The organism is Ruegeria sp. THAF33 (assembly GCF_009363615.1).
Classification (GTDB): Bacteria; Pseudomonadota; Alphaproteobacteria; order Rhodobacterales; family Rhodobacteraceae; genus Ruegeria.
The window spans coordinates 83,084-105,504 of sequence record NZ_CP045385.1; the positions used below are offsets into that span (position 1 = coordinate 83,084).

The following is a 22,421-nucleotide window of genomic DNA, read 5'->3' on the forward strand; positions in this document are numbered from 1 at the left end:
ATGCAGCAAGCGCTGCGTCGCTAGTACGTCATTGCACGCCGGTAAGTGCGCTGCCTTTCGCGGGCTAAATACGTCATGCCCCTGGCTTTCTGGAGAAATAGAAAATCTGCCTCGCCGTCTGAGGTGTGTTCTGCTTTTATTGGCAGAGCGACTGTGGCGGCCAGCAGCGGTGCCTCACCAATACAAAGCTGGCGCCGGGTTGTGATGGTCTCATGTTTTTTCGGGTGATCCTGCATAACATCCTCCACGGAATTCATCATTGACAGGACCCCGTCGGAAACAGAGCCCTGTTAAGGAGTTAGTCGCTCGCGCGATGCATTGCGTCTTCCAACCGTTTCTTATCGGCGTCCGAGAGTTCCGGCCGTTCGATTTTCAACGTCAGTTTGTCCAGCTTTGCAGTCAGGTTGAAGGGCGGTTTGTAGTCGTTGTCGTAGACACCTGTTAGCGTATCCTGCCCGATGTCGAACGACTCATCCCATTGCAGAATGACCGGGATCGTGTTCTTCATCTTCTTGGTCGCAACAACCTTGCCATTCACGCTCAGGGTGCCGGTGCCGCTCTGTCCGATGCCACTGGCGTCGCCATAGGCCAGCGTTCCGTCACCCAATCCGTCATATTTGAAATCGAACTCGACGGTATGTTTTCCTGGTGTCAAAGCGTCGTCACCCTGCCACTGGATGCGCTCAAGATTGAGCATGTTCCAAGTGAAAGTCGGCTTGCCGTCTTTGAGGTAGAACCCGTAGCCCGCGAACCTGCCGCCAGACGTCACGATCATACCCTCCGCGCCGCCTTCAGGCACCTCGATCTCGGCCGTGAACGTATAGGACGAATTCAAGATACTGGGAGAGTCGCCCTGAGGCACACCGATCATGGGTTGTGTATAGACAAACTCGGTCCGACCTGCCGTGATGCTCGGACGTGGCTTGGCAAGACGCGTTGTTACGGATGCATCCAGCGGGAAGACCTGATACTTTTTGGCTTCTTCAATGAAGATCGCTTTCAGTTCTGTGACCTTCTCAGGATGATCTTTGGCCACGTTCTTTTGCTGGTTTATATCCGTTCTGAGATCATAAAGCTCGAACTCCTGATTGTTCAGCGGGTCGGGGTTCGGTGTCTTGGGGGTTTCCCATGGCATCCGATTGACCTTGGTGCTCAGGAACCAGCCCTCGTGATAAAGTGCCCATTGGCCCATCATCTCGAAATACTGTGTCCGGTGACGGCTGGGGGCATCTGAGTTCGCCTTGTCGAAGGTATAGGCAAAGCTGGTGCCTTCGATCGGGGACTGAACGATGCCATCCACCTCTTCAGGTTCGGTAATACCTGCAACCTCAAGGATGGTCGGCACCACGTCGATCACATGCATGAACTGGTCGCGCTTGCCGCCCTTGTCGGCGATCCCGTTGGGCCATGTCACGACCATGTTCTGGCGCACGCCGCCAAGCCGGTTGGCATTCTGCTTGAAGTAGTCAAACGGCGTATCAAAGGCCCATGACCAGCCTGCCGACATGTGGTTGTAGGTCTCTTCGGTACCCCACTCATCATACCATTGCAGTTGGGTTTTGGCAGGCATTGCGGAGATACCGTTGAACCAGGCAACCTCATTCGGCGTGCCCATTGGACCGCCTTCGGCGGATGTTCCGTTGTCACCGTTGATGTACATTACCAGCGTGTCGTCCAACCGCCCCAGATCACCAATCGCGTCAATAACGCGGCCGATTTCGTGGTCGGTATAGGCGGCATAGGCTGCAAAGACCTCAACCTGTCTGACAAAAAGCTTCTTTTCATCGTCAGTCAGTTGATCCCACGGTTTGATTTTGTCCGCAGGCCATGGCGTGAGGGTTGCGTCCTGTGGCACAAGGCCGAGTTTCTTCTGGTTTTCAAAGATCGTCTGACGCAGCGCCTCATAGCCGTCGTCAAAGAGGTTCATCGCCTCGATCTTTTCGACCCACTCCTTTGTTGGGTGATGCGGTGCGTGGGTCGCACCAGGAGCGTATTTTACAAAGAAAGGTTTCTCAGGGTCGATCTGATGCAGCCGCGTAATATGCTGGATCGCATCTTCGGCCATACCTGTGATCATGTTCCACTCCGGATTGCCGTCGTAGGGGTAAATCTGGGTCGTGTTGCGAAACAGGTTTGGTTGCCATTGGTTCGCGTCGCCTCCGACAAACCCGTAGAAGTATTCAAAGCCCAGGCCCGTCGGCCATTTATCGAAAGGGCCCGACTGACTGGCGGCAAAGGCGGGTGTGTTATGGTTCTTGCCGAACCACGATGTTGCGTATCCGTTCTCCGACAGAATTTTGCCGATCGTCGCCTTGTTTTCGGGGATGATGCTGTTGTAGCCCGGATAGCCAGTAGACTGTTCCGAAATCACGCCAAAACCTACCGAATGGTGGTTGCGGCCCGTGATCAGAGCCGCGCGCGTAGGCGAGCAAAGCGCAGTAGAGTGGATGTTGGTAAAACTCAGACCTTCGGCAGCCAGTTCATCCATTGTATCTGTGGGGATGACACCGCCAAAAGTACTCGGAATGCCAAACCCTGCGTCATCAAGGATAATCAGCAGAATGTTCGGCGCGCGCTCTGGCGGCACCACTTTGGGCGGCCAATATTCGGTAGATTTGAGCGCCTGTGGCTCAATCTTGCCACCGAAACTCGCAGGTGGCGGCGGCAATTGCCTGCCATCAATTGTTGTCGTGGCACCTGGTGACCCAGGCGGCGCCTCGGTCTGTGCATGGGCACTCAGACTCATACAAGACATAGAAGCTATAGCTGCAACAAGTGCTAGATTTCGATGTGTCATAGCTCTGTTTCTTCCCTAAAAGTTGCTTCGCACCCTGAATATGGGAAAAGCCTTGGAGCAGGTCTCGTCCCCATTGGATTTTGCCGATCTTGGGTGGTTAACCAGCATCTGGAGGCTGAGTGATCTTTTATTGATTTGGATCAAAGCGCTGGTCTAGATTTGACTTCAGCGGCCAAAACCCAACGAAAGGCTGGAGTTACATATTATGCCATCATCCATTCCGCTCATTCGCGCCGCATCCATACACCCGATGCGGCGATGGGCGCATGACAATCATATTGACGTTGACGGTTTGCTGGCAAAGGCGGGGCTGGAGTGGGTTCCAGATAATGACCCTAACCTGCCAATTCCGCTGCGCGGCGTCGTTCAGTTGTTGGTAGCGCTTTCGAGGCAGCAAGGTGCCGACACCCCGCGGCAGATCGTCGACGGGCGCGGCGGTTTCGAGATCGGGTTGATTGGTGCAGCGGCCTTTGTCGGGCCGACGGTACGGGATGGGTTCCGCCGCGTATCGCGTAAGATGCAAATCCATTCCACACATGAAATATTCATGGTTGTTGACGGGCCGAATTCAATTCAAATCACAGATGGCTGGATTTTGGAGGTGGGCGAGCAGGAAGTTCTGCACTACGTCCAGCAATATGTGGCGGCGCTGATTGACATGATTTGCTCTGTTGCGACTAAAAATAAACCCGCTGTTTCTCGCGTCGAACTTGTACCCCACCCAGACGAAGGCTTGTCCCATTTGAAACCTTGGCTCGGGGATCGAGTGGTGCCCGCGAAAAATCGCACGCTGAATGTAATAATTGACCAGGACGTGGCCAATACCGAGTTCCCGGAGGAAGTACGCAGCCTCGCTGTCAAAAAAGACGACACAAACTTGCCTGTATTGCGCGAGAGCCAGACGCTGGCCGATCAGGCTGGCGCGCTTGTCGAAAGCATGCTTGGAAAGACGCCACCAAGCTTGGACAGCTTGGCTGCTGCGGCAGGGACCAGCACACGCAGCTTCAGACGGCTACTTTCTGAAGAAAACACCAATCTTGATCAGATTGTAGATAAGGTTCGCGCTGAGATTTCTCTTGGTCGCCTACTTGACGAACCAAGCGTATCGCTGAAGCAGTTATCGCGTGAGCTTGGCTATGCAAATCAGGAAACTCTTTCCCGCGCAGTCAAACGATGGACAGGTCAAACCCCGAGCGGTTATCGACGGCAACACTCCTAGCCGTGACGGTTCTAGGGTCAGGATGCATTGATTTTCGCTGCGCTGCGTGATTCACGGCTCCCAAAACGGAGTGGTGACATGAGAGACCTTTATTGGCTAACCGACGAGCAGGTGCGCATGCTTGATGTCTTTGACGGGAGGATCAAATAAGTCGCTTGCTCGTGTAGCACCGTCTGAATGCCCAACCTCTCTAGTTGGGTCGTGGTCGCAATCGCTGAAAGTTTCCAACTCCACAGAAAGGTTAGCCCTGATATTGCTGCGATCAGAACCAGACAGACAGTCCCCGTCGCCCAGGGTGAAATCCGTAATATTCGTTTGATCGTGTCGATGTGACTCTGCCAAGCCGTCCCGCTCCAATCCAGAAACATGCGGGTAACCATCGGCATCGCGGATCAGATCGCGATTGGCGTCATAGGCCAGCACCTCACGCGCAACAAGATAACCGGCTGGTCCAGCACCCGCGCCTTTGCCATTGGGAAAGAACTTGATCAGCATTGCCGCGCTTCTTCGACAATTTGAGCAAGTTGACGCTCGATCACGACCAGTTGGCGGGCCACGGCCAACGCATCAAGGTTAACTCGACCAACCAGAAGCGCCCGGTTCACGAACCGCGCAACCTGGTTGAGATTTCCGCCAATGCGTCCGACCGCAAGAACCAACGCTGGATCAACGCGTGGTGCGGGCTTGCGACGCCGAGCTTCGGTCAAGCCAAGCGCCTCGCGCAGGAGTGTCGCTGCGGGGACGCCAGCGGTCTCAGCCTTGGCACGAAGCTCAGCCTTCTCGGCAGCTGTACACCGGAAAACGAAGGTCTCGGTCAGCTGCTTTTTGGATTGGGGCTTGCCCCCGATGGTGGGGTTCGAAGAGGAGGCTTGCCACCCCTCGCAAGGTCCCGTGTCAGCAGCGCCAGTGTATGACATGGGTCGCCTTGCTCTTTGCTCAACTCGCATGGCGCACTTCCAGCTCAGATGGCTCGTAAAAGGTCCAACCTTTCTCGATGAGCCAGTGCTGCCAAGCGGGCCAGTCGTCCTTGTTGGTTGGCGGGAACCTGTCCGGAAGCCAGTATCCGCTAGCGCTGTTCTCCCAGGCAGCTGGCAGGATTCTGTCAATCCAGGCCCCAAACATGCGTTCTGCGAACACTTCCCATTGGCGACAACCGAATGATGATTGCGGAACGAATACAGCCTGCGGTACACCTCCGCGCGCCGAGGCGGATGGCCCTCCATCCGGCAGATCCGGCTCAAGCGCGGTTTTTTGTTCTTTGGATTGTTCAATCTCTATATAGGAAAGATCACCTGTGAGCCTCTTTTTACCTACGATTGACCCCTTTTCAGTATTCGAAAGGCTCATTGGTGCGCCCTTTTTTGGGGACGGAATGGAATGATTTTGGAGGGCGCGCGAAGGTCATACTCGGTGCAGTTTCCTGCACCACGTCCCTCAGTCCGATTGAGCCAACCGAACTCAACAAGCTGTCGAAGGCATCGCTTGATGGTCGCTAATGACATACCCGCCAAAAACTCGACCAATGTGTTCAGCGATGGATTGAGCTGGCCGGTTTTGTCATTGGCGAACTGAGCGGAAAGCGCTGATGCGACCGCTTTTGTGGATGAATTGAGGTCGGCACATTGCAGAACAGCTTTCAGCCATTCAAAACGGTTAAGCTTAGGCATGTGCACCTCCCGCGATTGCGGTCAGATGGTCTTTCTAATAAACTGTGTATGCAGAAAGATTTGCATTGCTGTTGAGGTGGGTGGCAGCCCCCTCAGCGGTTTTTTTTGGCCGAATTGCCTCTTGGATAGGTTTGACAAACAGCGACTAAGCCTTTGATACTTGGTAGCTGGTTTGACAGTCTGCTCCGATTTAAGATCTTGAAAACACTGTTTTAGGCTTGGATTGAAAATCCTCGTGTCGGTGGTTCGATTCCGCCCCCCGGTCACCACTAGCATTCATTATCTTTATGATTTTTATAAAAAATCCACATAGAAGGTTGATTTGTCCACCTAAATACCCACCCATTCGGCCTCGGGTGCGCACAATTCCTCGTTCGGTTCAACAGTCGATCCCCTGCTGAGGGGGGCCTACGGCAGATGGTTACAGTGAAGCCCAGAAACACACCGGTCTAGCTGACGCTGCTGTCGAAGCGCGGACCACCACAGGAAAAATTCTACGTCAGGAGCGGAAGTTCGTCTCCTGAATTGCCGCTCAGTGACAATCAACACTAACGAAGAAAGAGGCCATTCGATCAAGATCTCGCACCGCAAGGTTTGGCTCAACGAATTACATGAACCGAGCACCTGGCGTGATGCACGACTCTGTTCGCAGTGGAACCTAAAAATATGTCCTCAAAACCAGGCTTGTGCGAAATCAAGACGATGCAATCCGCGTCACTCTCATTTGCGAAGTCTACAATAGCCCTACCCGCGTGCCCAGAGATGAGCCGAGCCTTCGCGCCTGGAATTTCAGAAGCAGTTTGATGCAGGTTTTCCAGGATTTCATGCCGCGTATTGGCAAGTACTTCGCTGGGAATCTGAGACCCTACATACGCCGGAATTGGCTCTTGGACGTGTATCACGGTGAATACAGCGTCCGCATCAGCCAATTGGCGCGCGGCTTCAAACGACGCTTGTGTGTCGTGTTCTTGGTCCAGAGCAACCGGGATCAGGATATTCTTGTACATTTGACCTCCTATCTACTGCTCCGATGATTCCAGTTTGGTTCCTCGGCAGCAGGAAACCTACACAGGCTCAGACTTTGAAGATTTCCCCGCGCCCTTTGTAGCGGCTACAACTTCATCAATTGTTTTCTCAACAGCTTCAGCTTCGGTTTCAGCGACATAAGATGCACAACGGGACACGGTTTCGAACCATTCCTGAGCGTCAGCAACCAACCGCTCCGCCGAATGGCGCTGCCATTCCGCCATGCTCTGAAGCGCATTAGATGGATCGGAAGGGTTCGCGGAAGACACATTGCGTGCAGCTTTTAGAGCCGTCCGGACCGCCTCATGACGCCGTTCGAACCAATGCTGCGCAAAGGCCTCTGTTTCTTCGAGCAATTTTTCTTGCGCGTCCCAAAATTGTTCGATCTGGGCACCGAAGGCCGGATTGCCAGAAATGGGCGGCTGCATTTGCTTGAAAACATCCAAAAGTGAGGTCGGGCTATTTGTGTTAGATTTCTTTGTCGGCATCGAAAATTCCTCCTCATTCCCTGAATGGGCTATTGTGCCACCTGCGGCGCGCTTTCGCCTTAATACAGATCAAAACCCCTTATTTTTATTACCCTCGGCATAGGCCGCAACGGGACACTCGCATTCTCTCCGACATCGGTTCCTAGAGGGCAGTGTTGGAGTTAGAGTAGTCTAGACAAGAACTTAACGCTTGGTTTTCGATGCACATTGCCGGCTTTCTGATTACCCTCGGTGTCCTCTTCCTCGCCGGATTGGCGGCCGACCAACTTGGTCGGGCCACGCATCTTCCTCGTGTTACAACCTTACTTTTCCTCGGTCTGATCGCCGGGAACGCCGGAATGGGGTTGATCCCACTCGACGTTGCAATGTGGTTCGACGAGATATCCATTGTGGCCTTGACGATGGTCGCATTTCTTCTTGGAGGATCTTTGACCCGCGAAAACTTGGTTAAGCATGGCCGAGCTATTCTGACGATTTCGATTTCAATCGTGGTTGCAACCCTTGTTATTGTGCCTGCTGGACTGACCGCAATTGGCGTACCCTTCGGGTTGGCGTTGGTGTTGGCGGCGATTGCTACGGCTACAGCTCCGGCCGCCATGACAGACGTGATCAAACAATCTGGGGTGTCCAACAGCTTCACCGAGACATTAAAGGGCGTCGTCGCAATTGATGACGCTTGGGGTCTGATTGTTTTCAGCATCGCCTTGGTTCTGGCCAGTCATTCGGACGGTTGGGCCACTGTCACGACCACAGCGATGTGGGATTTCGGAGGGGCTATTTTGCTGGGTTGTGCACTAGGCGTGCCATCCGCTTACCTGACCGGCCGCCTGAAACCGGGGGAGCCAATGCAGGCAGAAGCAGTGGGCATAGTCTTTCTTACAGCGGGCCTCGCGCTTTGGCTGGAGGTTTCCTTCTTGGTAGCAGGCATGGTTGCGGGCGCAGTTATCGGGAATCTTGCCCGCCATCACGACCGTGCTTTTCATGAGATCGAGCACATTCAGTGGCCATTCATGATCCTGTTCTTCCTGTTGGCTGGCGCCACGTTGGAAATTGAAGCCTTCGGTTTGATGGGTTGGGCTGGTGCTCTTTTCCTATTCTTGCGTACCGTGGCCCGCCTTGTCGGAGGTTACTGCGGAGCAAAACTGGGCGGCCTGCCTCGCCGTCAGACCCGCTGGTACGGTCCCGCTTTGTTACCACAGGCCGGTGTCGCGGTAGGAATGGCCCTTGTAGCCGGAGAGCAATTTCCGCATTGGGCCGCGTTGATCATGGCCTTTACTCTAGCCAGTACTGTGGCCTTCGAGGTGTTGGGGCCGCCGTTGACTCTCATGTCAATCAGACGAACGGCTGATACGGACCAGCAGATTGGTCAGTGACTAATCAGCCTGGATCGATTCAAGAAAGGCCAGCAAATTCGCCAACGGCAGGCCTGCCATCATGGGCTGCCCATTAGGTAGAGCCACCGCGATTTGTTGGTCTGTCTCAAACACCGCGCCAAAGATTGGCATTTCGCCCCCATGGGCGAGCAATTGTGAACGACCATCAATCTGTTCAGCTATGCGAACTATCGGAAACACGCCGTCGTTTTCGCCCGCCAATTTGGTTAGGTCGGGTGTTCGAATAGCCAACATTTCGGCCATTGGCCCGTCTCCGGTCGCTTCGAAACCGTGACATTGCCAGCAATACGTCCGGTACAAATCACTTCCCTCACTGACGCTGACCTCCTGCGCTAGTGCAGGCCCCGTGACGAATAGTGCCAATAAAATCCCTCGATAAACCTGCATATTCTCCTCCAAATCGCCGCCACAAATGAAGATCTCATTAAACAGTATAGCTAAGGAACGTCTTTGACCTTGCTCATGTTGTCCGCACCTGCACGAACATTGGCGTTTCAGTCGAATAGCGTTTGAGCGCGCGCCGAATCTAATCCAGCCCGGCCTCCAACTACGCCACCTAGTCATCGACCTCACCACCCTTGCGCCCAAACGGCACTCCTTCCAATGCGTTCAAATGCCGACGAATTCGCCAGAGGTGATAAGACACTCGATGCAACCATCTGAGGGCATCCAAGCGAGCCCAGACCACGTCGTCCGGCAGACTGTCAGTCGCAGCGTCAGAGATGAGCAAGTCTCTGCGAAGTTTCCTCTGTCGTCGCAGAAAACGGCGAACGCGGTTCAGCGTAAGTTCACACTCCACTGGATCATCGATTTCCCAATAGCCATCAGTTGCTGCAATCATCACCGAAGCAAGCCGCTTCAACCGCCAGTCTTTCGGTAACTCGCTTATCCGATCATCTTGGCCACACCGGTAAAGCAGCCGGTCAAGATGATCGAGGATATGGTACATACCCTTGATGCTGGATATCTCTGCGTCGGGCATGCTGGGCAGTTCTATTTTGTCCAGATACGAGCGGGCTTCGGACACGGCGGTCTGAATGTTGTCCCGACCAAAATCGATTCCGTTTGTCTGAGATGCCCCCAGACACGACCGTAGGTGCGCCACTTCGGCCCTAACAACTTGATCGACTGCGGCCTTTGCCGCATCCACGGCTAATTCCGGCATCCCAAGGACAAGCGGATCCAGAGATCTCGTTAACTCAGCACCTCGGTCAGGTATAAGCGCCTCGACAAATCTGGCGAACGGTTTAGCGAAGGGAAGGATCAGCGCTACGCCTATGGCATTGAAAAAACTGTGGAACGCGACCAGCGCAGTCAGAGAATTTCCAGCCCCCGCCCCGCTTGCAAAAACCGAAGTAAATGGACCTAGCAAGAAAAAAGCCATTGCTCCTGTCATCACGTTGTAGACCACATGAGCAAACCCGGTTCGACGCGCCATCGTGCCCCCGCCCAAAGTTGCCAGAACCGCCGTAAAAGTCGTGCCCACATCCATTCCAATGACGAGAGCCGCTGCTTGAGGGAAGTTCACAGCACCCGCGCTCAACGCAGCCAGCGCCGTTGCAACGCCAGCGCTCGAAGACTGCGTCACCATCGTGATAAGCACGCCTATCAATACAAGCTTCAGCCTGCCTAGCAGTGTATCTGGCGGAAAATCGGCAGGAGTAACTACGCCGCGAAACGCGTCAAGCCCGGACTTGAGCTGCTCGATCCCAATGAAAATCAAGCTGAACCCGGCCAACGCCAGCCCAAGGCCGGAAACCGCTTTTTTTCCTGAAAGCGCCAGCAAAGCCCCAACAAAAACAACGGGCAACATCACTTGCCCCAGGTCCAGCTTGAACCCCAGGAGCGCGACGAGCCAACCTGTCATGGTCGTTCCGATATTGGCCCCAAAGATGATCCCAAGCGCTTGGGGAAATGTGAGCAGGCCAGACGCGACAAATCCGACGGCCGCGACGGTCGTCGCGCTGGAAGACTGGATCGCAGCTGTCGTGACCGCGCCTGTTACCGCCCCGGTAAACGGCGTTTTCGTGAAGCGGCCCAAAATATCGCGCAGCCGCGCACCAGCCAAAGCCTTCAGCCCGTCCGTCATCAACAGCATCCCGACAAGGAACAGGCCGATGCCGCCCAAAGCTGGTAACAGGTTCCAGAACATCACGAATAGCTTTCCACCCGAAATCTCACACCGCCTAACATGTTTGCTTTGCCTTTAAGTCCGACGACAAACGACAGTTGGTTTGCGTTCAGCCTCGCAGACCCGACGCCGCGAGTTGATTGACATAGATCAAAGCCCAACATGATTTACATAGTAGAATTCGAATGTTTCAACATATTCTACGTTCACCGTCCTGTCCCCAAGTAAACACGAAGGTGAACGGAATTTTGAAGGAGTGGAAGTTCCACCCACGGGGGCTCGGCAGGAGTGATGGCGAGCCCCCAGTTGGTTGATTGGCGCCTAATGTGCCCAGACGTTGAGACACAAAGCATTCGGTGCAGCTTTGACCATAGGATTAAGCCGCTGCGCCATTCGAGACAAAAAGAGTAGGACGCCACTGACAACGTTCGGAGTGGGCAGTTGGCGGAAATCACTTATGAATTCTGTTGATCCAAACGAACAGAAACTCAGACGGGCCCTTACTACCCCGTTGCTCACGCTTTATGGCCTTGGGGTAACGGTCGGAGCGGGCATTTACGTTTTAGTCGGTGCAACAGCAGACATTGCCGGACCGTTTGCGGCGTTGTCGTTCGTTGTAGCCGCGCTCGTTGTATCACTTACTGCGCTTTCGTATGCAGAACTCGCAACTCGATTTCCTGTCAGCGCAGGTGAAGCAGCCTATGTTGAGGCGGGATTTCAGAAAAGATGGTTGGCGGTTTTCGTAGGGCTCGCGGTCGCGGCTTCGGGGGTTATCTCTGCCTCTGCCGTTGCAATTGGCGCAGCATCATATCTTCATGCTTTGACCGGTTTTGCGATTCCTGTTTTGACCATCAGCGTCGTTTTGATAATGGGTCTAATCGCGCTTTGGGGGATCACTGAATCGGTCTTTGTTGCGGCCGTCATTACGATCATCGAGATCGCAGGCCTTCTCTTTGTGATTGGCTGGGGCATGTCGGTTCAGGATCCGCAGGGATACGGGGTCAGTTCGATGCTTCCGCCACTTGAATTCGACGCGTGGAGAGGCATTTTCGCAGCATCACTTCTCGCCTTCTTTGCATTTGTTGGCTTCGAGGACATGGCCAATGTCGCGGAAGAGGTCAAAGACCCCGTGCGCACCATCCCAAAAGCGATTTTACTAACCCTCGTTCTGGCGACCATGTTGTATCTGGGAACCTCAATGACGGTTCTACTTGTTGTTCCGATCGACGTTCTCTCGACATCCGCAGCACCCCTCGCGCTTGTGTTTTCAAACGCTCCCGAGGTGATCAAACAGGGCTTTTCCGCGGTCGCGATTGTGGCGACAGTCAATGGAGTACTGATCCAGATGATCATGGCCTCGAGGGTGATCTACGGCCTAGCTGACCGTAACCATTTACCGAAGGTTCTGGCGATTGTCCCAAAAGCAACTCAGACACCAGTTATCGCTACTTTGCTGGTCGTGGCGATCATCGTTTTGCTGACCCAAACTATACCGATTGGTACTCTGGCAGAGCGTACGTCTCAGATCGTTCTCGGCGTCTTTGTACTGGTCAATGTCTCGCTGATCCTGCTGAAGATGAAGCCGGACGAGGCCGCCAAGCACTTCCGCGTTCCTCTTGTGGTACCGATCCTTGGGGTGATCACCAGTGCATTGCTTTTCGGATCTGGATTTCTCTAACTAGATACAACGACCCAAAGGCTTCCACGAGCTACCACGGCATATGACGGTTGACCAAACTTCCATAGGATCAAAATTTTCGGCCTGGTGGCATAGAACGTTTGTAGATCTGGTTCAGCAGCTGCAATGGTCCTATCTGCCGCCATTAATGGTCTATTTTGCGGCCGGCGTGTCCGGCCTGACCTCGGTCGTCGGAGCTTTTTTCCTAAAAGACTATCTGGACTTATCCGCCTCTTTCGTTGCAGGACTCGCATTTTGGGCCGGCCTCCCTTGGATCCTCAAAATGCCACTTGGCCATGTCGTGGACCTGTTCTGGCGCTGGAAGTCCCTGCTGATTCTGTTCGGCGCATCCCTGATCACGTTGTCTTTGCTCACAATGTATGGGCTTGTGACCGCACCCGTGCAAATGGCGTCCATTATGCCACTGGAAGACTGGTATGTCGTCGCGTTGCTGTTGGCGCCTTCGGGCTATGCCATTCAAGACGTAGTTGCCGACGCCATGACAGTCGAGGCGGTTCCAAAGTTCGATCAACACGGCCGCCCGTTTACACCCGAAGAAACCCGTGCACAGCACACAACAATGCAAACCTTGGGCAGAGTCGCGATCATTTCCGGGTTTGCGGCGGTTGCAGCTGTGAACATCTGGATTTTCTCTGGAACCGAAGATCTGCAAAAATCCGAGCGCCTTGCGCTCTATGGCCAAGTGTACCTGATAGCACTGGCCATACCCGTGTTGTCGGTCAGCGGAGTCGTTCTTCACAGCTTGATCCAGCGTCAACGTGTCCAGCGGGGCCACCCGCCCCACACACCGGACGCAGTCACCGAAATCAAATGGTCCATATTGCTCGGTGGCGTCGCATTCGTGGTGCTCAGCATCGTGCTGGGAACCGCTGATTTCGATTTTGCGCAGGAAACAGTTTTTGCGGTTTCCCTGACGGTAATCCTGTACCTCATGTCGCGCCTGCTGAAAGAGCTGGAACCGGCCCAAGCCAAAGCCTTAATCGGGACAGCGACAATCATTTTTGTTTTCCGTGCCGTTCCTCTGCCGGGACCAGGTCTGACCTGGTTTGAAATCGATGAACTAGAGTTCGATGAACAGTTCCTGGCAATTCTGGCTCTGTTAACTTCGCTGCTGGCGTTGCTGGGTTTAATTGTTCTGCGACCATTCATGGCCAACCGCTCGATTGCGCATGTGGTGATATTGCTGACGATCGCCGCAGGCATACTCGCCATGCCTAACCTTGCTCTCTACTACGGCATTCATGAATGGACAGCTGAGCGTACCGGCGGAATTGTAGACGCGAGATTTATTGCCATTCTCGACACCGCTGTTGAGTCTCCGCTCGGACAGATCGCCATGGTCCCGATGTTGGCTTGGATTGCACGAAATGCCCCAACTCATTTGAAAGCGACCTTCTTTGCCGTGATGGCATCGTTTACCAACATGGCATTGTCGGCCAGCAGCCTCAGCACCAAATACCTCAACCAAACATTCGTTGTGACTCGCGCTGTCACAAATCCAGAAACCGGTGAGGTCACTTCCACCGCGGACTACAGTCAACTTGGGTACTTGCTGATCTCTGTGGCCGTGATCTCAGTGATCGTTCCACTGGCTACAGTGTTCGTCGTTCAAAACTCGCGCTTCCGAACGAGCGAATGATCACTGGCTTTCCACCTCTCCCAGCAGAACTCTGAGATGTGAGACCGGGACGCCGATGTTTGAACCACCAAACTCGGGCAGGATCGCAGCATTGATGGCAACCACCTCGCCCCGCCGATTCAATGCTGGCCCTCCACTCCCACCGGTCGTGGTCTCAGCGTCATAGACGATGGCGTTCCCACTTGTCCGCGCAACGATCCCCCGGCTTGCTAGTGGGTAAATCTTGCTTTGAGTAGAAAGCCGGGACGCGATCGACCAAAAGTTCAGCGTTCCTTCTGCCTCCAGTTCCTCTAGAAAGCCCGGACCGGCCTGCGCAATCAAAGCTTTCAAACCCGTTGGATACCCCAATAGATACAGTTCTTCACCTACGCGCGACTTGGCATCTGCCAACGGAATCCCGAGGTCCTGAACGCGGCTTGGCTCAACTGCCAAAATCGCCAAGTCTGCCGCTTCACTGTACCGGACCAAACGCGCCTCTATTGGTTCCGTCTGATCAGGCAAATAGGCCAGCAGCCTCAACATCTCTGGCTCAAGACCAGCGTCTCTCAGCGCCTTCTCTCGGTTCCCTGATGTCCACGGCAACGCAACATGGCGGTTGGTGGCCATCAACGGCACCCCAGCGATCAAAAAGCCCGTTCCGGTGAATTGAAATTCTGCAGGTTCGCCTGTCCCGTCCGGTTCGATCCAAGGCTGGCCAAATGGGGTCTTCAGGTTTTCTCCGTTCGGTCCCAACGCATGCCGCAAAATCTTGCCGCTTTCCACGTGACGCAGCCCGTAAGCCCCCTGGAGGAAAGCGACGGATCGAATTGAGGCAGCGATCACGCGCGTGGGTGCTCCCGCCCGCTGCTCCAAAGTTCCAAGACGTTGTTCAGTCGACAAGACCTGGTTCTCAAAAGCGTCACGCAATGAAGCAAAGTCATCAGGCGTAAGTGCGTCTTCTCGCGTCTGAGCGAGCATAACCGCGACCGCTTCGATCTTGCGGGACTCCTGTTCGATACTATCCGCCAAGCGCCGGTCGTTTTGGTAAAGCAGGTACCCAAACCCCGCGATCACAAGAAGCGTCGCAAGAACTGTGATCCTGAACAATATCGTGGTCTGAGACGCAAGCCGCCGCCCACTGTCGCGGAGGGCACCAGACATCTTTTTAGCGAAAGGTCGACGGCTCGTTCGGGTGTAAGCATATGCGTCACTGAGGATATCTTCGACTGTGTGGTGTGAGGGAAATGAGTGATCGCACAACCTGTATCGAGACATAGGGCCCTTTTCGCCAAACTCGATCATGTCGCCGTGCCTCAGAGACACAGATGAGGCTTTTTGTCCGTTTACCCACACATTGCGCCCTGCTGACGCGGTTATCATATAACCGTCGTCAGCCCATTGCAGGGTGGCAATATCGTTATCATGGGGAGGCAGGTCATCTTTAGGTCGAAGGCTTAGCACCCTGCCATCATCAACAGAAACGGTCAGGGCTTTATCGACAAGCCAGTTCACGTTTCCGCGCGATGGTCCGGTCAGGCTCTCCAGAAAGGCCCGAACCTCACCTTCACCAGCATGTCCTGAGGGTGTCATGCCACTCTCTTCTGGTTTTCGCATTGTGGCCCCCTACCCAAACGCGTGAGGGCATTCTACCACGCTTCAACACCAAACCCATGGCCTGGTACGAATGTGCAAAAAACACGTTTGTACATACACTTGCGATGCCTGCCCGGATTCAACTAAAGACACTTATCAGACCGCAACTCTAAGAAGGCCGATCCATGATCGACCCTCTGCCTTAGCATTCTTTTGCACGGTATCGAGCCACCAGACCGTCTATTTCGACGATACCTTGATCTTACGGCTTGGATCCTGAGGCTCAGTCTTCGGCATTTCGATGTGCAGAACGCCTTTGTCAAACGTCGCCGAAATCTTGTCGATTTCCACAGTGTCTGGCAGCGACATGGCTCTGGAAAAGCTGCCATAGCTTCTTTCGCTGACACGCAGGTCGCCCGTTTCATCATGCGCAATCTTCTTCTGACCGCGCAGGATTAGCCTGCGATCCTTGATTTCAATTTCCACATCATCCTCTTCGAGCCCTGGCAATTCAGCCGTCAGGACAATCGCAGAATCCGTTTCTTGGACATCGATTGCCGGTGAAATCGCACCTGTCATGTCAAGAGACGGAAAACCCGTGCGTTGCGCAGCCGTTTCCATTGGTAGGAAAGGTGATCCTCCCCCCAAAAAACGCGACACCAGGGTTTCCATTTCACGTCGAAAGCTGTCGGAGAGCGGATGCGTTCCAGTGAAAAGTTGCGGGGACTTTTTGTCTTCTAGCATTTTTGAGCCTCCTCCTTGGTCTGATTTCGCGCGCGCAACATTATGACAGAAAACGCGGTCAAGAACCTTGATCTTGCGCAAGCATACAACCTCATCCGTCGCCAGATCGCTCGCACCGGTTTAACGAACAGAAACGGGAACCGTCGTCCAACACACTTGCCAGGTCGTGCTGGAGTTAACACCAATCTCAGTAGTCTTGATCGGAACCCCAGGTCAGCTTAGCGTTTATTCTAAATGAGCCCGAGTTGCCTACCTTTAGCGCAGTGGAGCAAAACCGTATGAAATGGCCTTATCTGGCGCTGATTTACGTTTTGCTGATCTTGGCTCCCTTGGGTTTTTCTTGGTCTCTGGGATGGCCACCGCGATCATTTCATCAAGAGCTCGCGTCCGGGCTTGGAATGCTTGCGTTTTCAATAATCTTAGTCGAATTCCTGCTGTCTGGCCGATTCAGGTTCATCTCTTCCGGCTTAGGTATGGATGTGACTATGCGGGTGCATCAGTTGATGGCGCGGACAGCACTTGGCTTTGCACTGATACACCCGCTTCTGTATCAGGGTACACCTTCTGGCGGACGCCGCCCGTGGGATGAAACACACCAACTTACGATTTCGACCGACTTTTCAGCTCTGGTATCGGGCATCGGCGCTTATTTTTTACTGTTCCTTCTGGTCGCCTCGGCAATTGCGCGTAAATCCCTTGATTACAAGTACGAGACATGGCGCCTCTTACACGGGCTGGGAGCCTTGGTGATTGCGTGCCTGCTGTTGCACCACTCGGTCTATGCTGGGCGCTACGGTGGGCATCCGCTGTTGACGTATCTCTGGCTTGCCCTGACCAGTGTTGCAGTTGGAACATTGCTTTATGTTTATCTCGTTCGCCCTTTGCGTCACAGGAAAAGGCCGTGGCGGGTCACGTCTGTATCTCGACTAACACCGAAACAGTGGGAATTGCGCCTAAAGCCCCATGGTCACAATGGTCTAACCTTCGAAGCAGGGCAGTTTGCCTGGCTAAACGTCGGCCACAGTGCTTTCTCGCTGCACGAGAACCCATTCTCGATTAGTTCGGCACCAGCCGAAGGCCCCGAAGTTTCATTCGTGATAAAGGAGCTTGGGGATTTCACATGCGGTCTCGGGCAGATCGCTCCGCAAACCCCGGTCTATCTGGATGCCCCACACGGGAATCTGTCGATCAGCCACCGCACTGAGACAGGCATTGTTCTGATCGCAGGTGGTGTCGGGATCGCGCCCATGTTGAGCATTATGCGTCAGGTAAGGTTGAGCGGAACACAGCACGATCTCAAGCTTATCTATGGCAACCGGGTGGAAGAACAGATTGTTTGTCCCCAGGAGTTGTCCAAAGAAAAAACCGTATTTGTTCTGTCCGAACCGCCAAAGGATTGGCGCGGCGAAACAGGTTTGATCGACGGTCCCCTGTTGGACCGCAATTTATCTTCCAAGCAATTTGAGAGCTGGCTTTTTGTTCTCTGCGGCCCCCCTGCCATGATGGACGCCGTCGAAGATCATCTGATCGCTCGGGGCACCGCGTCACACCGGATTTTGTCTGAAAGGTTTGACTATGATTAGATTGCTCAGAAACTTGCCCGCACGCCAACAAGTGAAGGTCACTGTGTGGTACATCAGTTTTATAATCCTCGTCGCTGTCTTGGCCTTTTCTTTAAGGTAGCAATACAAGCCATTGGGCCATGGCCAGTTTCAAAAATTGTCCGCCAAAAAGGCCGATTTGATTCGAGATGTAGGTCGCCGCGAACTTCCTTAAAATCATGCTCTGCGTGGACATCAAAAGCGTACCACAACTCTCCCGATACTCTCCGAAGTAACGCCTTTGATGGAGATCAAGGGCAACGCAGGCCACTTATTCATAATCAGCAATCTATTCAGACCGATTTATGGGAGGATCGGAATGACCGTACTCATCGCCTTCGCTACAGTCGAAGGCCAGACAGAAAAGATTGCGCGTTTCATCAACGATGTCGCGAAGAATGCTGGTTTCAACGCAAAGCTGATCAATATCAATGAAATGCCCAGCCGCGTTTCGCTTGACGATGTGGTCAAGGTTATTCTTCTGGCCCCTGTACACGAGCGTAGGCACCCCAAGCCATTCGAAGCATTTGTCGCTTCAAATAGGGATGCCCTCATGAAACGAAAGTCTCTCGTGCTTTCCGTCGGTCTAAAAGCTGCTTTCGCGTCAGGTCGAGAAGAAGCGCGCGACTATCTCGACGAAATGCTTATGCGAACAGATTTTGAACCAAATGCGACTGCGTTGATCGCGGGCGCGGTGAGGCCCGAAAACTACGGGTATTTTGAGAGGGAGATCCTTAAGCACGTCGTCTTGCTCGGTCGAAAAATCGATCCACGAGAAGGAGCAAGGGAGTTTACTGACTGGGATGAATTAACGTCAATTGTGATAGATTTCCTTGGCGAAAACGGTCGGGCGAACACGCTTCAACCTCAAGCAAACTCTTAAAAAAGTCTCTCAAGTATTCACCGATGAACTTTGATTGCTATGACTCCCAGAAAGTCACAGTTATCGGCTCACTTCATCAGTGTCCGAAAAGCACTGGTAAACTTGTCTGCTCCAACATTGCTTGCGTCGTGCCCCCAAAAACTGACTCTCGCAAATGGGAATGCCCATAAGCGCCCATAACAACGAGATCGGCCCCCGCTTCGCTTGCTCGTTCTTGAATGCAGTCTGCAATTGAATTTCCCCCGCACTGGAACTGCGACACGGTCACATCGCAACCGTGATGGCCGAGCCATTCAGCTAGGTCAGTTCCGGGCACGCTACCTTCTAAGTCCTCAGGCGACGGTAAATCAAAACACCCAATCACAACTTCCTTGGTCGCCAGAAGACTGGGTAAAGCTAAATGCGTCGCCCTGGACGCAGGCAAGCTGTCATTCCATGCCAAAAAAACGCAGTCGCGTTGGGCAAACGGATCTCCATTGATCATCAGAGCAACCGGCGAATGAAACAATACTCCGCACGCGATCACGTGAAATAAATCGGGATCTCTTCGCAATCCAGCGTCTAGAAAGGCGATATCGGAGAATTTTGCTTGTTCTGCTACAATTTGCTGTAACTCCGCTCCAAGCCCCATAAAGGCAACTACATTTGCCGATACGCCCCGCCCATCCAGAAGCGCTTCAACTCTAGTGGCGCGAGACTTCAAGGCGGCATTCTTCGCGTGAAGAACGTCCAACCAGTTTGAGGGCAGACCCGCCTCAACGAACTTGTTTGATCCATACTTCAGGTAAGGCAGGCTAGGTAACGCCGCGATCAATACGCAATTCAAGTGGTCGTTCTGGATACGGGCAGTTTCAGCGCATTCCAAAATCGACGCGTCGTCAACATCAACTCCTACATAATATGCCACTGTTCTGTATTGCATTCCCGACCTCCGTCCGGAATTTCAATTCGCCCAAGAGCCGTGCGCACGGCTTAAACCAACGAAGAGACAATATTGTTGGTCGTTCTTCTTACTTCGGCAACATAAAGAACTCTTCCAGCACAATCTTGCCTTCTGCCACCGAATACACTGCGGTCCCGCGCAGCGTAATACGGTCACCCGTAGTCTTCTCAAGCGCTTCAGCCCTGCATTACCATTGACTGTACCATTCCTTGCTCGTTCAAATCTTGACAAGGATCAATAAGCGTATCGATGGATACTGTGCAGCCGGTGCGAACCAGTCTCGGCTAGGCTCGTAGACTTGCCTTTTAGGCCGCACCAAGTTCGCTGCACTCGGCGAGAGTGACAGTGCATATTAGCCAGAAGGCATCTCTGCTGGCTAGCGATCTTTCCTGGTTGAAGTGATTGGAGGCGTAGGAATGAACGACGGCGAGCTTCTACTAACTTCGCGTCCGCCTTAACCGCTGGTTCGTATGTCGCGAATTGCTGTTTTGTCCGCAACTTACCTGTTGCGCCGTGATCTTGCGAACGGCTTCGGTTGCGCAATCCGGCCTTTCGTCCATGACGCGGCGAACCGACCTGATGAGCCCGTAGCAGACGCACTGAAAAACCAGCGATCATATGGCCCGGCTTCTTCGCCAGACACGCACGTTGGTCTTGCCAGTTACTATTTTTCGGGCGTCTGCACCATGAACAGGAACTCTTCTACCGCGGCTTGGGACTCGGGCCTGAGATTGTCGATACCCTCATATGGCATGCCCAGTGCAGGCCCTTCATCCGGATACTTTGCCTTACGTTTCAGATGCCGCTGGATCATGCGCACGAACTTCGCACCACCCCACGCACCGATTTCAGTGGAGACAGGGTACTTCTCTTGCGGATCGCGGAACAGATCGTAAAAGTCCGCCAGGATTGCGTTGTCGATGTTCCCACCAGGTATGGCCAGCTTGTATTGCTCTTTCACTACGGCTTCGAGCTTATCGATGTTGTAGAGAAACACATAGTCGCGCCGACCGTGGCTGTCGCCGTTGAGCAGCATCGAAGTCTGATCGACGCCGTCAATGACCCGGTCTCGCGGAATACCATCCGTCGCACCACCAATCCGCGCGAGCGTGGTGAAGAAGTCGCTGACGTGGAAGATGTCATTGGCAATGGTATCTTCTTCAATCATGCCGGGCCACCTAATGAAGGCATCAACCCGCACACCGCCTTCCGTAGTCGACCCTTTGCCACCACGGAAAATCATTGGCGTGTAGCCGGACTGCGGCGAATACTTGGTAAAGTGGCCATTGTCACCCATGACAATCACTATGGTTTCCTCGGCGATGCCCAGAGCGTCCATCTCGGCCATCATCTCGCCGATCCACTGATCCACCAGCTTCATTTTTTCAACGTATGTGCCGCCGTTTGGCGTGGTGTACTCGTCATAGGCCGTTCGCGGCCCTGTCAGCGGATAAAGCGGCCAGTAGTTGAGGAAGAACGGCTCATCTTTTGCTGCGAGTTCGCGCAGCCGTTCCATCGCCTGATCCTGGTAGCGCTGGTTCATCGCCGCGTATTTCGCTTCCGTCCAGCGCTCGCCCGGCGCCATGTCAACTTCCATCACGGTCTGATCGCGCTCGCCTTCGACACCGACAACCATCGAGGAGGCGTCGGTGCGTAGCCAGCCATCTATCGTGTATCGGCGATCGTAGTTGTTATCTCCAATGCCGATGGACACTTCCTCATCCGCAGCATCATCGTGGAAAATCGTCAACTGGCCTTGCTGGTGGATCGGGAAAGCCGCGTAGTCAAAGCCCTGCCAGTTTGGCCAAGCCTCCTTGATGTCGCCCATATGCCATTTTCCAATGTGCACGGTGTTGTAGCCAACGTCCGAGAGCACTTCTGCCAGCGTCACTTCTTTTCCGGCCAGTCCAAAACCCGAAATGTCGACCGAGGTGTTGCCCATCCCATTGCGAAAGGGGTGGCGACCGGTCATGAAAGCCACGCGCGTCGGTGTGCACGAGGGTTCTGTATACATCCTCGCAAGCCGCATACCTTCATCGGCAATCTCGTTGATGGCCGGCGTTGCGTACCCGCGCACAGCGTTCAGCGTCGGGCTGCCGAGGTCTCCAAAACCGATATCGTCGATCAAGATGTAAACAATATTGGGTGGCTTACCTTCATTTGCCTCTTGAAATGCGGCTAAAGCTACGTCAATCGACTGATCTTCTTGCACCCATTTATCGCCATTTTGAGCTTCGAGGATGTAGTACTCAGCGTCCCGAACAATCGGGCTTTCTTGGCCTGCCGCTAGTCCCGGCAAACAGGCGGAAAACACCAAGCCCCCCGCAAATCGACACGCTGTTTTCATCATTTAGCTAACCCCTCTTTGCTATCGCTTTGAAACGGTATGGGAATTGAACTTGTGGATCAACACTGATCCCGTCGTGGTAGCGAGCTTGGTAAGCATAGCAAAATCATGAAGGGCTTCGTCTCAACAGTAAGACCGGAATTGGCTTTAACTGTATCGCTTTATGGTCCATCGGCATCGACCAGTCAGTCTTGTTTAGCGAGGAATAATTCAAGGGTGGGTTTCTCCGCTCAGACTTCTTTCGATAACGAAGATCGTGCCGCTGTGTCGC

General features: G+C 53.7%; 20 protein-coding genes. 6 read left to right on the plus strand and 14 right to left on the minus strand.

What is annotated here, in order from left to right; genetic code table 11:
- Positions 1–20: 20 nt before the first annotated feature.
- Together FIU92_RS17670 and FIU92_RS17675 are read right to left on the minus strand one after the other, a co-directional pair.
- Positions 21–260, minus strand: coding sequence for a hypothetical protein (locus FIU92_RS17670; protein WP_216646606.1), 240 nt, complete (start codon positions 258–260; stop codon positions 21–23).
- A 38-nt stretch (positions 261–298) separates the two neighbouring features.
- Positions 299–2,755 (minus strand): arylsulfatase, encoded by a 2,457-nt coding sequence (locus tag FIU92_RS17675; protein WP_371419759.1) that lies wholly within the window; start codon positions 2,753–2,755, stop codon positions 299–301.
- Positions 2,756–3,002: 247 nt separating this feature from the next.
- Here FIU92_RS17675 and FIU92_RS17680 point away from each other — a divergent pair, with 247 nt between their 5' ends.
- Positions 3,003–4,016, plus strand: a complete 1,014-nt coding sequence (locus tag FIU92_RS17680; protein WP_152460035.1) for an AraC family transcriptional regulator — start codon at positions 3,003–3,005, stop codon at positions 4,014–4,016.
- A 96-nt stretch (positions 4,017–4,112) separates the two neighbouring features.
- Here FIU92_RS17680 and FIU92_RS17685 read toward each other — a convergent pair whose 3' ends face one another.
- The 6 genes from FIU92_RS17685 to FIU92_RS17710 form a co-directional block, all read right to left on the minus strand.
- On the minus strand, positions 4,113–4,511 hold the full coding sequence (locus tag FIU92_RS17685) for a hypothetical protein (RefSeq protein WP_152460037.1): 399 nt from the start codon (positions 4,509–4,511) through the stop codon (positions 4,113–4,115).
- Complete coding sequence (locus FIU92_RS17690) at positions 4,505–4,933, minus strand: MobC family plasmid mobilization relaxosome protein (protein WP_254705404.1); 429 nt, start codon at positions 4,931–4,933, stop codon at positions 4,505–4,507. The genes FIU92_RS17685 and FIU92_RS17690 overlap by 7 nt, the downstream gene beginning before the upstream one ends.
- A gap of 19 nt (positions 4,934–4,952) precedes the next feature.
- A complete protein-coding gene (locus tag FIU92_RS17695) occupies positions 4,953–5,363 on the minus strand; it encodes a hypothetical protein (RefSeq protein WP_152460039.1) in 411 nt (136 codons plus the stop codon).
- The gene (locus tag FIU92_RS17700) at positions 5,360–5,683 is read right to left on the minus strand and encodes a helix-turn-helix domain-containing protein (RefSeq protein ID WP_152460040.1); all 324 of its coding nucleotides are present in this window, start codon (positions 5,681–5,683) and stop codon (positions 5,360–5,362) included. The genes FIU92_RS17695 and FIU92_RS17700 overlap by 4 nt, the downstream gene beginning before the upstream one ends.
- A gap of 599 nt (positions 5,684–6,282) precedes the next feature.
- Complete coding sequence (locus FIU92_RS17705) at positions 6,283–6,690, minus strand: universal stress protein (RefSeq protein ID WP_152460041.1); 408 nt, start codon at positions 6,688–6,690, stop codon at positions 6,283–6,285.
- 57 nt (positions 6,691–6,747) lie between these two features.
- Positions 6,748–7,197, minus strand: a complete 450-nt coding sequence (locus FIU92_RS17710; RefSeq protein ID WP_152460042.1) for a phasin family protein — start codon at positions 7,195–7,197, stop codon at positions 6,748–6,750.
- 200 nt (positions 7,198–7,397) lie between these two features.
- Here FIU92_RS17710 and FIU92_RS17715 point away from each other — a divergent pair, with 200 nt between their 5' ends.
- Positions 7,398–8,570: a cation:proton antiporter gene (locus FIU92_RS17715; protein ID WP_152460043.1), complete on the plus strand. Its 1,173-nt coding sequence runs from the start codon at positions 7,398–7,400 to the stop codon at positions 8,568–8,570.
- On the opposite strand, the gene FIU92_RS17720 is transcribed toward FIU92_RS17715, so the two are convergent.
- Positions 8,571–9,155 carry a cytochrome c gene (locus FIU92_RS17720; RefSeq protein WP_371419760.1) on the minus strand — a complete coding sequence of 195 codons (585 nt, stop codon included), beginning with the start codon at positions 9,153–9,155 and terminating at the stop codon, positions 8,571–8,573.
- Entirely contained in the window at positions 9,148–10,743 is a 1,596-nt protein-coding gene (locus FIU92_RS17725) for a Na/Pi cotransporter family protein (protein WP_152460045.1), read from the minus strand. The genes FIU92_RS17720 and FIU92_RS17725 overlap by 8 nt, the downstream gene beginning before the upstream one ends.
- 436 nt (positions 10,744–11,179) lie before the next feature.
- Here FIU92_RS17725 and FIU92_RS17730 point away from each other — a divergent pair, with 436 nt between their 5' ends.
- Together FIU92_RS17730 and FIU92_RS17735 are read left to right on the plus strand one after the other, a co-directional pair.
- Positions 11,180–12,400 (plus strand): APC family permease, encoded by a 1,221-nt coding sequence (locus tag FIU92_RS17730; RefSeq protein WP_152460047.1) that lies wholly within the window; start codon positions 11,180–11,182, stop codon positions 12,398–12,400.
- A 43-nt stretch (positions 12,401–12,443) separates the two neighbouring features.
- The gene (locus tag FIU92_RS17735) at positions 12,444–14,060 is read left to right on the plus strand and encodes a hypothetical protein (protein ID WP_152460048.1); all 1,617 of its coding nucleotides are present in this window, start codon (positions 12,444–12,446) and stop codon (positions 14,058–14,060) included.
- Here the strand turns inward: FIU92_RS17735 and FIU92_RS17740 are convergent, their stop codons facing one another.
- Together FIU92_RS17740 and FIU92_RS17745 are read right to left on the minus strand one after the other, a co-directional pair.
- A complete protein-coding gene (locus FIU92_RS17740; protein WP_172978531.1) occupies positions 14,061–15,200 on the minus strand; it encodes a serine protease in 1,140 nt (379 codons plus the stop codon).
- Positions 15,201–15,872: 672 nt separating this feature from the next.
- Positions 15,873–16,457, minus strand: a complete 585-nt coding sequence (locus FIU92_RS17745; protein WP_152460052.1) for an Hsp20/alpha crystallin family protein — start codon at positions 16,455–16,457, stop codon at positions 15,873–15,875.
- A 197-nt stretch (positions 16,458–16,654) separates the two neighbouring features.
- Here FIU92_RS17745 and FIU92_RS17750 point away from each other — a divergent pair, with 197 nt between their 5' ends.
- Both FIU92_RS17750 and FIU92_RS17755 read left to right on the plus strand, forming a co-directional pair.
- Positions 16,655–17,959 (plus strand): ferric reductase-like transmembrane domain-containing protein, encoded by a 1,305-nt coding sequence (locus tag FIU92_RS17750; RefSeq protein ID WP_152460054.1) that lies wholly within the window; start codon positions 16,655–16,657, stop codon positions 17,957–17,959.
- Positions 17,960–18,296: 337 nt separating this feature from the next.
- The gene (locus FIU92_RS17755; protein ID WP_152460056.1) at positions 18,297–18,860 is read left to right on the plus strand and encodes a flavodoxin domain-containing protein; all 564 of its coding nucleotides are present in this window, start codon (positions 18,297–18,299) and stop codon (positions 18,858–18,860) included.
- 76 nt (positions 18,861–18,936) lie between these two features.
- Here the strand turns inward: FIU92_RS17755 and FIU92_RS17760 are convergent, their stop codons facing one another.
- Together FIU92_RS17760 and FIU92_RS17765 are read right to left on the minus strand one after the other, a co-directional pair.
- A complete protein-coding gene (locus FIU92_RS17760) occupies positions 18,937–19,782 on the minus strand; it encodes a universal stress protein (RefSeq protein WP_152460057.1) in 846 nt (281 codons plus the stop codon).
- A gap of 685 nt (positions 19,783–20,467) precedes the next feature.
- Complete coding sequence (locus FIU92_RS17765; protein ID WP_254705405.1) at positions 20,468–22,153, minus strand: sulfatase-like hydrolase/transferase; 1,686 nt, start codon at positions 22,151–22,153, stop codon at positions 20,468–20,470.
- Positions 22,154–22,421: the final 268 nt, after the last annotated feature.